The following is a 12,659-nucleotide window of genomic DNA, read 5'->3' as shown; positions in this document are numbered from 1 at the left end:
ACAAAACTAGAAGAAAACCGCTAAAAGTAGGCAAAATAATCGATTTCACCGTTCCTAAAGGCACTACGAGCAAGCGCTTTTCGTCATTAATCTGTGTGGAACAGACTCGACGTTGTCCGCTTAAACAGCTTCCACCAAGAAGCTTTATCAACAGCAACTGGCGACTCTAACGGGTACTCCGCAAGGACATTGTCACCGTTATACACCGTGATTTTACCTATCGATTGACCTTGGGCAACAGGTGCTCTCAGGTTCGGTTCGAGCTGCAGTTCATGTCGGATATTTGCCGTATCCGTGCCTTTTTTCATTAAAATGCTGTAGTTTTGTTTGGCAACTAAAGGTACAGTCGATACTTGACCTTTATTTATCGTGAAATTCCCTAAGCTGTCCCCTGTTTTGAACAATGGATAATTCGTGTATTGTGCAAAAGCATAATCAAACAACTTGGTTACTTCTGCATTCCGTGTTTTCGTATTCGGTTCTCCTAAAACGACGGCCACAACTCGTAAATTATCCCGTTTCGCTGTCGCAGATAAGCAGAATTTCGCTTCGCTTGTGTAACCCGTTTTCAAGCCATCTGCCCCGCTATAGAAACGGACAAGCTTGTTCGTATTGACGAGCCAGAAAGGCTTCGGAGAATCTTTACGCAAATAATCCTGATACGCGCCGGTAAAATTCGTAATCCCTTCGTGCTTCAGCAGCTCTCGAGACATAATCGCGATATCATTCGCTGTTGTATAGTGATTGGCAACGGGCAGTCCGTTACAGTTGGAGAAATGGGTGTTTTTCATCCCTAGTTGCCCTGCGCGTTCATTCATCATAGCAACAAAATTTTCTTCTGATCCGGCAATTTTCTCAGCCATTGCCACAGAAGCATCGTTCCCAGAGGCCATCGCGATCCCTTTGAGCATTTCTTGGACGGTCATTTGCTCGCCAGGCTCAAGGAAAATTTGCGAGCCTCCCATCGAAGCCGCGTACTCGCTGACGCCTACTTTTTCATCCATTTTGAGGCTGCCTTTGTCGATCGCTTCCATGATGAGTAGCATGGTCATGATTTTCGTAATACTCGCGGGTGGAAGTTTAACATCTTTATTCTTTTCCGCGATCACCGTACCCGTATCCGCATCCATAAGAACAGCTGATTGTGCATTAGGTGTTAAATCCACCGGTTGCGACTTCGTTTCCGCCGCATATATCGATGGCAGAACAAGCATCACACCTAGTTGTAAACAAATGAAACTGATTAGCCCTTTTTTTCGCATAGCAATTGTACCCCTCCTGTGATGTATGAAGTGAAAGTTTTGGCATCTTTGCAGCATGAATGACTGCTAATCAGTGTTGACAATTCTCCTCTAAATTATTCCAACTTGATGAAAATAAGCAAAACGAAAAAAAGCACCTTCCCTAAGGAAAGTGCTCTCCACTCGTTCTTTTATACGATGACATCATAAATGAGTTTTTTCGGTGCTGGTTGTGTGTCTGTGATTTGGTAAGCATCTCGGATCATCGCTTCAACCTCAGCTACATCCACCCGATTCGCATGAATCGTACAGATTGAATCCCCAACCTCTACGGCATCCCCGATTTTCTTATTTAACGTCAATCCGACAGCATAGTCGATATGATCTTCTTTCTTCGCCCGTCCCGCTCCTAAAAGCATAGCTGCAAAACCGATATTTTCCGCTTGGATCTCATTGATGAATCCGGCATGTGTCGCATTCACTTCCATATGATAAGCAGCTGTCGGCAGAAGCTCTTGTTGATCCACTACACGCTCGTCTCCACCTTGGCTGGCGATAAAACGTTTCAAGGTATCTAACGCCTTCCCCTTCGTAATAATGTCACGAACAGCCTCCTGCGCCTCCTCAAAGGTGCTGTACACCTGACCTAGCATAGCCATGTAGGCCGCCACTGAAATGGCGACTTCGGTCAAATCTTTGTCACCTACACCCCGTAATACCTCAATCGATTCACGAATTTCATTCGCATTCCCGATTTCGCGGCCAAGCGGCTGATCCATATCGGTTATCATGGCAATGGTTTTACGATTCAAACGCGTACCGATATCGACCATCGTACGAGCAAGAACTCTAGCATCTTCTACTGTTTTCATGAAGGCTCCTGAGCCAATTTTCACATCGAGGACGATCGCTTCTGCTCCTGAGGCAATTTTCTTGCTCATGATGGAGCTAGCAATCAATGGAATCGAATCCACGGTTGCTGTTACATCGCGTAGAGCATACATTTTCTTATCCGCAGGAGCCAAGTTCCCGCTTTGGCCCACAATCGCAATTTTATTCGTATTCACCGCATTAATGAAAGCTTCCTTCGATAATTCGATTTGAAATCCAGGAATTGACTCCAGTTTATCTAACGTGCCACCTGTATGTCCAAGTCCTCTTCCAGACATTTTGGCCACTGGAATCCCAAGGGAAGCTACAACAGGCCCTACGATGAGGCTAACCTTATCTCCAACGCCGCCTGTTGAGTGTTTATCTACCTTAACTCCTGCAATAGCTGATAAATCAATCATTTCTCCTGAGCCCGCCATGGCTAATGTAAGAAACGAGGTTTCTTCATCTGTCATGCCATTGAGGAAAGTCGCCATCAAAAATGCTGACATTTGATAATCAGGCACGTTGCCAGCCGTATATTCTGTGATGATAAAAGAGATCTCTTGCTCTGTAAGGGCATCTCCGACGCGCTTCTTATGAATCAAATCCACCATTCTCATGCGAATACCTCCTATGTTCCTATATGAATTATGTCTAGATGTAAATTGAAAAAAGGGAGCTAGGCAGCCCCCTCTTTGATTGCTTATTGTTATTCTACTACTAATTTCGTTTTCATTGTAGCATGTCCTTCTCCGCAAGGAAGGATGCAATGAATTTCATATGTACCCGGTTTGTCGAAAGTGACTTCTTTGGAAGGATTATCTTTATCAAGTTTAATATCCAACCCAACGATTTCAATCTCGTGGACGCCTTCTTTCAATTGCAAGGATACTTTCGTTGATTGTCCGCTTTTCACTTTGTACTCCGTTTGATCAAATTGCCAGTTCGATGCAACTACTTTCAACTGTGGCAGTTTACTCGCGGCAGCCGCTGCTGCTTGTGCATCTTGGCGATCAGAAATATCTTGAAAGAGGACTCCCAGTCCCAATGCGCCCGCAAGTATAAATAGTACAAAGAAAATCCACTTTTGCATGCAATATCCCCCTCATCGTGTGTTCACTTCATCTATTCTACCTAACAACAGAGAATAATCCCATATCTAGTACGTGGCAAAACTTTGACTATTTCGTGACAGAATTGTGAACTGACCTCCATCTTATATTACCCATTCACAAATAAATTACACCCGTGTCCATCGATCCCCTATTTGGAAGCCGCGTGAAGTTCCCTGTGGCCTCGCTTCAAATTGTGGAGCAGGAAGAACGGTTGCTTTCTCATTCAATTGTTTGATATCTCGGCTAATTCGCGTGGAGCAAGCGGCACATAATTTATGTTCTCGAATTGGCTCCGAACACGAAGCGCAAGGATAATTCAAATTTGGATAATCAGAAAGGAGCAGCTTACCTGCCTTCACCCAACCATGTAATTGTATCGGTGAAATACCTGTTGCCTCACAGAGCTGCTCGTTCGTTGAACGATAGTTCCTGCGAAGAAAATCCAGGCTATGTTTGAATTGGTCATCCAGGCTTGTACTGCACTTGGAGCATTGATTACGTAAATTTCTTTGAAACACTTTCCCGCAGCGCGGGCAATTGGCTACCATAAGTTGAGGAACTGCCATGTTTCCAACACATCCTTGTTTGGATAGGTCATTTGCCGTGCAAATCACCTTCGAATATAGTCTTTATGAACTATATTCTAACATGTGCCCCTCATCATGAATAGGTCTTAAGTCTCTCAAATACATTAAAATTCAATCAAATTCCATGCCAATTTATCCCAATCGCACTTCACGAACAAAAGCTTTCACGAGTGCAATGAATTTAGGCTTCGTCCGATTAGCAACTGCGACAACCTGTTCATGCGTTAATGGTTCTAGTTCTTCCCCGATTGCCATGTCAGTGATACAGGAAATTCCGAGTACTTTAAGGCCAGCATGACGCGCCGCGATAACCTCTCCCACCGTCGACATGCCAATGGCGTCCCCGCCGATACGTGCAAGCATCGTTAGTTCAGCAGGTGTACAGTACGTAGGGCCTGTAATCCCAGCGTAGACGCCTTCCTGCAGCTTCAGTGGAACACCGTCTTCACCTATGACTGTAGAAGCTAATTCACGCGCAAGTGCACGATATTCGCGGTTATAGGCTTCCGACATATCTGGGAACCGAACACCGAGCTCCGCATGATTAGGTCCGATTAGCGGATTATCCCCCGTCATATTCAAATGATCACTAATTAACATCAGATCTCCTGCCTGAAACTCGCGATTCATCCCGCCGCATGCGTTTGTCATGACAACAGCTTCTACACCGATCGCTTTCATCACGTAGACGGGGAATACAACTTTTTTCATATCATAGCCTTCATAGTAATGAAAGCGGCCCTGCATGACGATGACTTGCTTACCTTCCAACGTCCCTGCAACAAAGCGGCCTTCATGCCCCGCTACCGTTGATACCGGAAAGTGAGGTACCTCACTATAATCGATAGCAATCGGCTGTTCAACTTGATTCGCCATATCGCCTAGACCTGAACCCAAGACGAGTCCAATGGATGGTGAAACGCCACCTAAACGTGATTGGATGAAGCTCGCTGCTTCATTGATTTTTTGTATGTAAGTTAATTCCATGATGATCTCCTTTTCGCTTATAGCGCTTCAATAATGCCAAGAACAAGCTTCAAAAACTTCGGTTTTACTTTTTCCGTCGTTTCCATCACTTCTGCGTGAGATAGCGGTTGATCGAGAATCCCTGATGCCATATTGGAGATGCAAGAGAATCCTAGCACTTCAATCCCAGCGTGACGGGCAACGATAACTTCAGGAACGGTCGACATCCCAACTGAATCACCGCCAAGTGTGCGGAACATGCGAATTTCAGCAGGCGTTTCATAATTTGGTCCCAGAAGACCTACATACACACCTTCTTGTAGTTTAAAATCTTGCGTAGCCGCGACATCGTGAGCCAATTTACGCAGACGTTTGCTATAAGCTTCCGACATATCGGGGAATCGTACACCAAGAGCAGCGTCATTCGGCCCGATCAATGGATTGCGGAATGTCATGTTCAGATGATCGCTGATAACCATGAGATCGCCAACCTGGAAATTCTCATTGATTCCGCCAGCAGCATTTGTAACGATCAGGGTTTCGACCCCAAGCTCTTTCATCACACGTACGGGGAATGAAACGGTTTCGGCACCATAGCCCTCATAGGCATGGAAACGCCCTTTCATCACGAGCACTTGTTTGCCTTTAATTGTCCCTACAACAAGTTCTCCTGCATGTCCCTCTACCGTTGATACCGGAAAATGAGGAATACGCGAATAATCAATCACGATCGGTTGTTCGATCAAATCCGCTAGAACCCCTAGACCTGAACCCAGAATAAGGCCGATTTGCGGTGTCATGTTGGTTTCTTTTTTGATAAAAGCTGCTGCTGCTTGAATGTCTTGCATCAACGATGTACTTGACATGGGTAATGCCCCCTTAACTAATTATAGGATGGATTTATTTCAAAAGATGGAGAAAACTTTCGCCATTCTTAGTTGGCTCCAGGCCGAAGTTATCCGCAATGGTTGCACCCAAATCGGCAAAGGTTCCCCGGATTCCCACGGATTCCGTGTTCTCGAAGCTCGGGCTGTAGAGCAAGACAGGCACGTATTCACGTGTATGGTCCGTCCCAGCATGAACAGGATCATTCCCGTGATCCGCTGTAAGAATGAGCAGATCCTTCGGACCTAAACCAGCTTTGAGCTGTGGCAGATAAGCATCAAATTCCTCCAGTGCACGTCCGTAGCCCTCTGGATCACGTCGATGCCCATATAAGGAATCGAAATCAACAAGGTTCGTGAAAGCTAGGCCCTTAAACGAAGTTCCCAGCACTTCAATCGTCTTCTGGATGCCATCTAGATTGCTTTTCGTTGATGTTGCTTGCGTAACACCTTCGCCGTCAAAGATATCATTGATTTTACCGATTGCAATGACATCCCAGCCTGCGTCCTTCAAATGATTCATCACCGTTGGCTCTGGCGGCTTTACCGCATAATCATGACGGTTCGGCGTCCGTTTGAAAGCGCCAGGCGTGCCTAGGTAAGGCCTAGCAATAACACGGCCCACAGCAAATTCATCCTGCATGGTTAATCGTCTAGCAATTTCGCAAGCTCGGTATAGTTCTTCTAATGGAATAATTTCTTCATGTGCTGCGAGTTGAAACACGCTGTCCGCAGAGGTATAGACGATCCAAGCCCCTGTTTTCATTTGTTCTTCGCCTAGCTCATCTAATATTTCGGTGCCTGAGGCCGGTTTATTCCCAATGACCTTACGGCCCGTCTCCTGCTCAAATTGTGAAATTAGTGCTTCTGGAAATCCATCTGGAAATACCTTGAAAGGTGTTGAAATACGAAGTCCCATCAATTCCCAATGTCCTGTCATGGTATCCTTGCCCACAGAAACCTCAGCCATTTTGCCATAGTAACCTTCGGGTGTATCCACTGCTGGAACCCCTTGGATATCCGCAATATTACCTAATCCCATTTGTTGCAAATGGGGTAGTGCGAAGCCGCTCACTTTTTCCGCAATATGACCTAGTGTATGAGCCCCTAAGTCGCCAAATTGTTCGGCATCCGGCAATTCACCGATACCTACACTATCCAATACGATTAAACTAATTCGTTCAAAACGCACTGATATCCCTCCAAATCAATCCCTATTGTTTATGATATCCACCCTTTATTATCCCACTTCCACCTCGTGAATGCAAAACAGCAGCCATTCCAGATGGAATTGCTGCCGTTATTCTTACAAATGAGCTCTAGGATGAGCAAGTTGATAGACATCCTTCATCTTAAGCTTCGTCACCTGGACGTAAAGCTGCGTTGAAGAAATATCGGAGTGCCCGAGCATTTCCTGCACGGATCGTAAATCAGCACCATTCTCAATTAAATGAGCAGCAAAGGAATGCCTAAGCGTATGCGGTGTAATCTCGTTCGTGATTTCCGTTTCTGCCGCATATCGCTTCATAATTTTCCAGAAGCCTTGCCTCGTCATCCTCGTCCCCAAATGTCCGATGAAGAGTGCATCCTCATCGATGGATCGTTTCAAAAGTTTCGCCCGATAAGTCTGCACATAGGCAGCTAAGATTCGGATAGCGATTCCGCTTATCGGTATCATTCGCTCCTTCTCTGCCTTGCCAACACAACGGATAAACCCCATCTCAAGGTTAACATCCGAGATGTTCAAAGAAACAAGCTCTGACACCCGAATACCCGTTGCATAGAGCAGCTCCAGCATGGCTTTATCACGGGCGCCATTCACTTGTTCTGACTGCGGGGCTTCCAGCAGCTTCTCGACTTCCAGTACACTGAGTACTTTGGGTACTCGTTTTTCCAATTTCGGTACTTCAATGAATACAGAGGGGTCCGAATCTAACTGTCTTTCTTTCACCATATATTGATAAAAAGAGCGTAAGGAAACGCGAATGCGTGATAGTGTTGCTGAAGCTCGTCCTAGTGCTTTGAGCTGAGAGAGATAGCCTGTTAAATGTGTTCTCCCTGAGTCACGCCAGCTCGTAATTCCTTCCGACTCGAGAAAGGCAACAAATTGAAGGAGATCTCGTTCGTAGGATTCGAGTGTATTCCGTGAAAGTCCCCGTTCAGTCGTCAGAAATCGGATGAAGGATTGTATCTCACTCGTCATTATGTCAGTCTCTCCCTCGTCAATCTGCTAATAGGTTCAACATATAGCATTCCACGATGGCCTGACATACTCCTTTATTTTTCGCTTTATTCACCATACCAATAAAACAAGCGCAATCGCTCACTGATGGAATTCGAGTCAAACGAGACATGCTCTGTTTGTCCGAAAACCTTAACAGAATGACCAGTTGGCGCTTTGTATTTGTTCACAGGCTGAATCCAGTCCGACACAACCATCATGACTTGATATAAAATAATGGTCAAAGCCATAAATACGAACACGTATTGTAAGCGTACAATTAGCTTGCGATATGAGAATATCATAGCCCGTCCTCATTTCTATTCCATTCTTAGGAAAAGAATATGAGGCTCGGCCTATGGTTATGACAGATCCGTTAATTTCGTATAGGGAAGTCCTAACGCTTCTGCAACGGCTGGATGGGTCACACTGCCCTTATACGTGTTCACACCTAGTTGCAAGGTATAATTGTCAGTCATCGCTTGTGTGAATCCTTTATTAGCGAGCTCTAGCGCAAAAGGTAATGTGACATTCGTTAATGCTAGCGTTGACGTGCGAGGTACAGCACCTGGCATATTGGCTACCGCATAATGCAAGACACCGAATTTCTCATAGGTTGGATCACTATGTGTCGTAACGCGATCAATCGTTTCGATCGATCCCCCTTGATCGACCGCGACATCCACTATGACGGCTCCAGGCTTCATGCTCTGAACCATCGCAGCTGTCACCAAGCGTGGAGCTCGCGCCCCAGGGATCAGCACAGCGCCAATGAGCAGATCAGCTTTCTGCACCGCACTGGCAATGTTATACGGGTTCGACATCAGCGTTCGCAAGTGTCCGCCAAAAATATCATCCAAGGCGCGCATCCGATCGGCGCTGCGTTCAATGATGACCACATTGGCACCGAGGCCAAGTGCCATTTTGGCAGCATTGGTTCCCACGATACCCCCGCCAAGAATAATGACATCCGCTGGTGGCACGCCAGGAACACCTCCGAGCAGAATTCCCCGTCCCCCATAAAACTTTTCTAAATAATGAGCACCAATTTGCACAGACATCCGCCCTGCCACTTCACTCATTGGGGTCAATAGCGGAAGTGATCCATTGGGGAGTTGGATTGTTTCATAAGCAATCCCTGTAACTTTCTTCTCAAGCAGATGTGCCGCCAAGTCTCCAGCTGCTGCTAAATGTAAATAAGTGAATAGAATTTGTCCCTCTTTGAAGTAGGCATACTCCTCAGGCAAAGGTTCTTTCACCTTCATGATCATATCACTTTGCGCCCATACATCAGCCGCACTTCCAACGATGGTTGCACCTTCTTGTTTATAATCCTCATCGAAGAAACCGCTGCCCGTACCCGCTCCAGCTTCAACAAGCACACGATGATCATTCAATAGCAGCATGCCTGCACCGCCAGGGGTTAAGGCTACACGATTCTCATTGTTTTTGATTTCTTTCGGAACACCAACGATTAGGGATTGTTTCGTCACGATCGCCACCTTCTTCCTTTGGTTCATTCGTCTATAATGTACCCAAGCTCCCCTGCCAAATATGTGAGTTCACATAAAGCTCTATCTATGGTTAGTGTATGAGGCAAACACAAAAATGCCTGTATGCACGTGGTGTGCAAACAGGCATTTTCATCATATGAACAGCTTCCTTAGGAATGCTGTTAGTGGGATTTGTCCAATGAGGCCGGTTTCCCTCGTTCGGTACAGCGATAGCATATACCTTGAAAATCAAGTCGATGATCGAGTACTTGAAAATTAAATTCTGTCTCTAACCGTTCTTCGAAAGGTCCAAGCCAATCCTCCATGATTTCATCTACGGCTCCGCATTGCACGCAGATCAAATGATGGTGATGGTGACGTGAATTGTCGTCACGCAAGTCGTAACGGGCAACGCCGTCGCCGAAATTCATTTTTTCTAAGACGTGCAGCTCACTCAGAAGCTCTAAAGTACGGTAAACCGTAGCTAAACCGATTTCGGGCGCTTTATCCTTCACAAGCATAAACACATCTTCGGCACTGAGATGATCTTGTTCATTTTCTAAAAGTACGCGCACTGTTGCTTCCCGTTGAGGTGTAAGCTTGTACCCTTGGGATTGCAGTTGCTGTTTAATTTTCTCAATCCTTGTTTCCATATGCCTCCCCCTCAGAAAGGTGGGCATCCTAGCCCATTTTTAGCCACTCTTTTCATTATAGGGGGAGCGAACTTACAAAGTCAAACAGAAACATTATTCACACAATTACCCATAAACCCCCACCAGCATTGGCGTTACCCATTTCATCATGTATTGGGAGAAGTAACCTTCTAATAAAGCCGCTGCTAATAGAAATCCGCCCATGGCTAAGGTGATCGTTGTATATCTCATGAAAGGCTGGTACATATTACCATTCCGACTCATAATTCGATGTTTAATCATATACAACGAGAATGACATGGCAGCCACACTGCAGAAAAGAATAGCCGGAATGACAATTAAATTCTGAGGAACAACGGCAACGAGAGCGAACAGCATCCCCTTCCACGACATTTGGCCCACTAGATAGCCGACCGTGAAACCAATAAGCACACCTTTGAGGAAATCCAACACTAAGATTAAAGGAAGACCAATGATAGACAATCCAAACAACCAGATCAACAAGATCCACTTCATATGCATGCCAAAAGCTTGTGTAAACGATTGCTGACTATCCATCACGACACCATCGTTAATTTCATGAAAAAAGCTGCCTAAATGACGGCTCATCTCCGTCCTTTGTTCCAACGACAGGGCATTCACCATCACAGCACCGAAAACGACACCAATAACAAAGAGCACAGAGACGAATATAAATAACGGCAAATTATCCTTCATATATTGTTTCATCGTTAAGTTTCGATTCACACTCGCCGCTCCCTTCTCATGTAGTACAACCTCTACAAAGACAAGCTTATGAGCGAGCGCTTCAAACTATGAATGATTTTTCACTTTACCGTACTTTCCGCCGCCGCCAACCTCCAGAGTTAATGCGCCTTCTCGTGCTTTCACAAGGTATGACGTGATCTCTTCCCCAATGACCGCTGTGAGCGCCTCAGGTGTTGCGCGATGCAAGACATTCATCTCCGTTCCGAAATGGCTTAGAAGCAGCTCCAGCTTCTTAGGACCTAATCCAGGGATATATTCGAGCGGTATCTGAAAATGATAAGGCGGGCGATGAGCTGGCTGATACGATTGCTCACGGTCTGCGATTGCCATAATCCGATCCATGACTCCTCGAACAATTTTGGGACTGCCACAATTCACACAGCGCTCTACACCTGTTTCTTCCTCATCCAGCACCGCTTCACAGATGCTGCAATAGGTCCGATGATATTTCCCTAACCGTGAGTTCAGACCATAGTTCGCCGTAACCCCGCGTCCTTCTTGACGCTGCAGCGCAAGAACCAACTCACTGAAGGTCGGCGCAGCCATCCGTATTTGATTATATTCACGGCCGATCTTGGCCAGCGAATGCGCATCAGAGTTCGTCACGTAAGTAAACTCATCTAATTCCGATATGTAGCCCGCCATCTCTGAATCTGCGCTTAGACCAAGCTCTACAGCTGGGATCTGTGCTGCATCCAACAGATCGTTCATATGCCTTGTTGCGCTCCCGTACACGCTCTTGTGCGGAGTGAAAATATGGGCAGGGATCAGAATCCCTCCCCTGCCCAGCACCTCATCTTGCAGCGTACGTGCAGGCACATAAATGCGCTGCGAGCTCAGCTCCACATTTTTCATATGACGGCTCATCCAGGTTGTAAAGTCACGCATGACCTGTAAATTCGGCATATAGGCCAATAGATGAGCAGGCCCCATTCCGGGGTCTCTGACCTCAATTTCGCTGCCCAGAATAATGGATGTATCCCCATAGCGAATGCCGCCGCCGTCAAGCTCCACCATGTCGCCACGATCCAAATACGTCATGATCTCATCCTGCACAGAGGGGGAATGGGTATCGATGATGGAGATCATCTCCATCCCTTTGCGATTCGCCGCCTCGTGCGCAATATTGAAAAATGTGAGGTTGTTAGCAGCGCTGATTTTGACCGCTTGCCCCTTCTCCGTTCGACCAATGTGAATATGGAGATCCACATAATAATCCTTCAGCATCTAAATTTGCCCAGTTAGTAGATACAATCGCCACGCATAGATGGCCATGATGGTCTTCGCATCGCTAATACGCCCATCGTTCATGTATTGCTGCGCTTGCTCCAGCGTAATCGCTTCGCAATCGAGGAACTCGTCCTCATCCGGATTCGCCGTCCCCTTCACCAGATCCTCGGCGATATACATGTGGATAATCTCATTCGCAAACCCTGGCGAAGTATAAAAGGAACTCACCAACCGGATGTTATCCGTCCGATACCCTGTCTCTTCCTCCAATTCGCGTAACGCGGCTTTCAAGGGCTCTTCCCCACTATCAAGCTTACCTGCTGGAATTTCGACCTGACTCTTCTCCAGCGGCTTACGGTACTGCTCAACAACGATCATTCTATCTCCCAGCAGCGGGATTACAGCGACAGCACCAGGATGCTTCACGATCTCACGGGATGCTGTGCCACCATTAGGTAACGTAACCTGATCGACCTGTAAGGAAATCATTTTACCCTTGAAAATCATTTCACTGCTTGTTGTAATTTCTTCGAATTTCTTATGATCTGTCATTCTAGCACCTCATCCTATTCATTTGGTCTAACTTGTCCACTTCTTGCATATCGTTCATTATATCAAATATTTTCCT

Annotated in this window: 14 protein-coding genes; all 14 read right to left on the bottom strand. The window is 46.1% G+C overall.

Features of this window, described 5'->3' with window-relative positions; genetic code table 11:
- Positions 1-86 precede the first annotated feature (86 nt).
- On the bottom strand, positions 87-1,262 hold the full coding sequence (locus A8709_RS26520; RefSeq protein WP_065856797.1) for a D-alanyl-D-alanine carboxypeptidase family protein: 1,176 nt from the start codon (positions 1,260-1,262) through the stop codon (positions 87-89).
- A gap of 170 nt (positions 1,263-1,432) precedes the next feature.
- Positions 1,433-2,734: a pyrimidine-nucleoside phosphorylase gene (locus A8709_RS26515; protein ID WP_065856796.1), complete on the bottom strand. Its 1,302-nt coding sequence runs from the start codon at positions 2,732-2,734 to the stop codon at positions 1,433-1,435.
- Between the two features lie 89 nt (positions 2,735-2,823).
- Complete coding sequence (locus tag A8709_RS26510; protein WP_065856794.1) at positions 2,824-3,207, bottom strand: cupredoxin domain-containing protein; 384 nt, start codon at positions 3,205-3,207, stop codon at positions 2,824-2,826.
- A gap of 147 nt (positions 3,208-3,354) precedes the next feature.
- Positions 3,355-3,795, bottom strand: coding sequence for a hypothetical protein (locus A8709_RS26505; RefSeq protein WP_065856792.1), 441 nt, complete (start codon positions 3,793-3,795; stop codon positions 3,355-3,357).
- Between the two features lie 153 nt (positions 3,796-3,948).
- Entirely contained in the window at positions 3,949-4,803 is an 855-nt protein-coding gene (locus A8709_RS26500) for a purine-nucleoside phosphorylase (protein ID WP_065856790.1), read from the bottom strand.
- Positions 4,804-4,820: 17 nt separating this feature from the next.
- Positions 4,821-5,648: a purine-nucleoside phosphorylase gene (locus A8709_RS26495; protein ID WP_065856788.1), complete on the bottom strand. Its 828-nt coding sequence runs from the start codon at positions 5,646-5,648 to the stop codon at positions 4,821-4,823.
- Between the two features lie 34 nt (positions 5,649-5,682).
- Positions 5,683-6,858 (bottom strand): phosphopentomutase, encoded by a 1,176-nt coding sequence (gene deoB / locus A8709_RS26490; RefSeq protein ID WP_065856785.1) that lies wholly within the window; start codon positions 6,856-6,858, stop codon positions 5,683-5,685.
- A gap of 114 nt (positions 6,859-6,972) precedes the next feature.
- On the bottom strand, positions 6,973-7,869 hold the full coding sequence (gene xerD / locus A8709_RS26485) for a site-specific tyrosine recombinase XerD (RefSeq protein ID WP_065856783.1): 897 nt from the start codon (positions 7,867-7,869) through the stop codon (positions 6,973-6,975).
- A gap of 86 nt (positions 7,870-7,955) precedes the next feature.
- A complete protein-coding gene (locus A8709_RS26480) occupies positions 7,956-8,192 on the bottom strand; it encodes a DUF4227 family protein (RefSeq protein WP_065856781.1) in 237 nt (78 codons plus the stop codon).
- Between the two features lie 57 nt (positions 8,193-8,249).
- Positions 8,250-9,407, bottom strand: coding sequence for an alanine dehydrogenase (gene ald / locus A8709_RS26475; RefSeq protein WP_065856779.1), 1,158 nt, complete (start codon positions 9,405-9,407; stop codon positions 8,250-8,252).
- A gap of 155 nt (positions 9,408-9,562) precedes the next feature.
- A complete protein-coding gene (gene fur, locus A8709_RS26470) occupies positions 9,563-10,033 on the bottom strand; it encodes a ferric iron uptake transcriptional regulator (RefSeq protein WP_065856777.1) in 471 nt (156 codons plus the stop codon).
- A gap of 105 nt (positions 10,034-10,138) precedes the next feature.
- On the bottom strand, positions 10,139-10,762 hold the full coding sequence (gene spoIIM / locus A8709_RS26465; RefSeq protein ID WP_065857398.1) for a stage II sporulation protein M: 624 nt from the start codon (positions 10,760-10,762) through the stop codon (positions 10,139-10,141).
- An 84-nt stretch (positions 10,763-10,846) separates the two neighbouring features.
- Positions 10,847-12,028, bottom strand: coding sequence for an endonuclease Q family protein (locus A8709_RS26460; RefSeq protein ID WP_065856775.1), 1,182 nt, complete (start codon positions 12,026-12,028; stop codon positions 10,847-10,849).
- Positions 12,029-12,583, bottom strand: a complete 555-nt coding sequence (locus A8709_RS26455; protein WP_065856773.1) for an NUDIX hydrolase — start codon at positions 12,581-12,583, stop codon at positions 12,029-12,031.
- Positions 12,584-12,659 lie beyond the last annotated feature (76 nt).

It is taken from the genome of Paenibacillus pectinilyticus (assembly GCF_001700435.1).
Taxonomy (GTDB): Bacteria; Bacillota; Bacilli; order Paenibacillales; family NBRC-103111; genus Paenibacillus_E; species Paenibacillus_E pectinilyticus.
The sequence above is the reverse complement of the archived record's forward strand: the minus strand, read 5'-3'. Positions and strand labels throughout refer to the sequence as shown.

What these genes read in the sequence shown, in the direction of transcription:
- A8709_RS26495 (WP_065856788.1), bottom strand. Translation starts at nt 5,648, where the DNA reads ATGTCAAGTACATCGTTGATGCAAGACATTCAAGCAGCAGCAGCTTTT.
- A8709_RS26510 (WP_065856794.1), bottom strand. Translation starts at nt 3,207, where the DNA reads ATGCAAAAGTGGATTTTCTTTGTACTATTTATACTTGCGGGCGCATTG.
- A8709_RS26480 (WP_065856781.1), bottom strand. Translation starts at nt 8,192, where the DNA reads ATGATATTCTCATATCGCAAGCTAATTGTACGCTTACAATACGTGTTC.
- A8709_RS26455 (WP_065856773.1), bottom strand. Translation starts at nt 12,583, where the DNA reads ATGACAGATCATAAGAAATTCGAAGAAATTACAACAAGCAGTGAAATG.
- A8709_RS26515 (WP_065856796.1), bottom strand. Translation starts at nt 2,734, where the DNA reads ATGAGAATGGTGGATTTGATTCATAAGAAGCGCGTCGGAGATGCCCTT.
- ald (WP_065856779.1), bottom strand. Translation starts at nt 9,407, where the DNA reads ATGAACCAAAGGAAGAAGGTGGCGATCGTGACGAAACAATCCCTAATC.
- A8709_RS26460 (WP_065856775.1), bottom strand. Translation starts at nt 12,028, where the DNA reads ATGCTGAAGGATTATTATGTGGATCTCCATATTCACATTGGTCGAACG.
- spoIIM (WP_065857398.1), bottom strand. Translation starts at nt 10,762, where the DNA reads ATGAAACAATATATGAAGGATAATTTGCCGTTATTTATATTCGTCTCT.
- A8709_RS26505 (WP_065856792.1), bottom strand. Translation starts at nt 3,795, where the DNA reads ATGGCAGTTCCTCAACTTATGGTAGCCAATTGCCCGCGCTGCGGGAAA.
- xerD (WP_065856783.1), bottom strand. Translation starts at nt 7,869, where the DNA reads ATGACGAGTGAGATACAATCCTTCATCCGATTTCTGACGACTGAACGG.
- A8709_RS26520 (WP_065856797.1), bottom strand. Translation starts at nt 1,262, where the DNA reads ATGCGAAAAAAAGGGCTAATCAGTTTCATTTGTTTACAACTAGGTGTG.
- fur (WP_065856777.1), bottom strand. Translation starts at nt 10,033, where the DNA reads ATGGAAACAAGGATTGAGAAAATTAAACAGCAACTGCAATCCCAAGGG.
- A8709_RS26500 (WP_065856790.1), bottom strand. Translation starts at nt 4,803, where the DNA reads ATGGAATTAACTTACATACAAAAAATCAATGAAGCAGCGAGCTTCATC.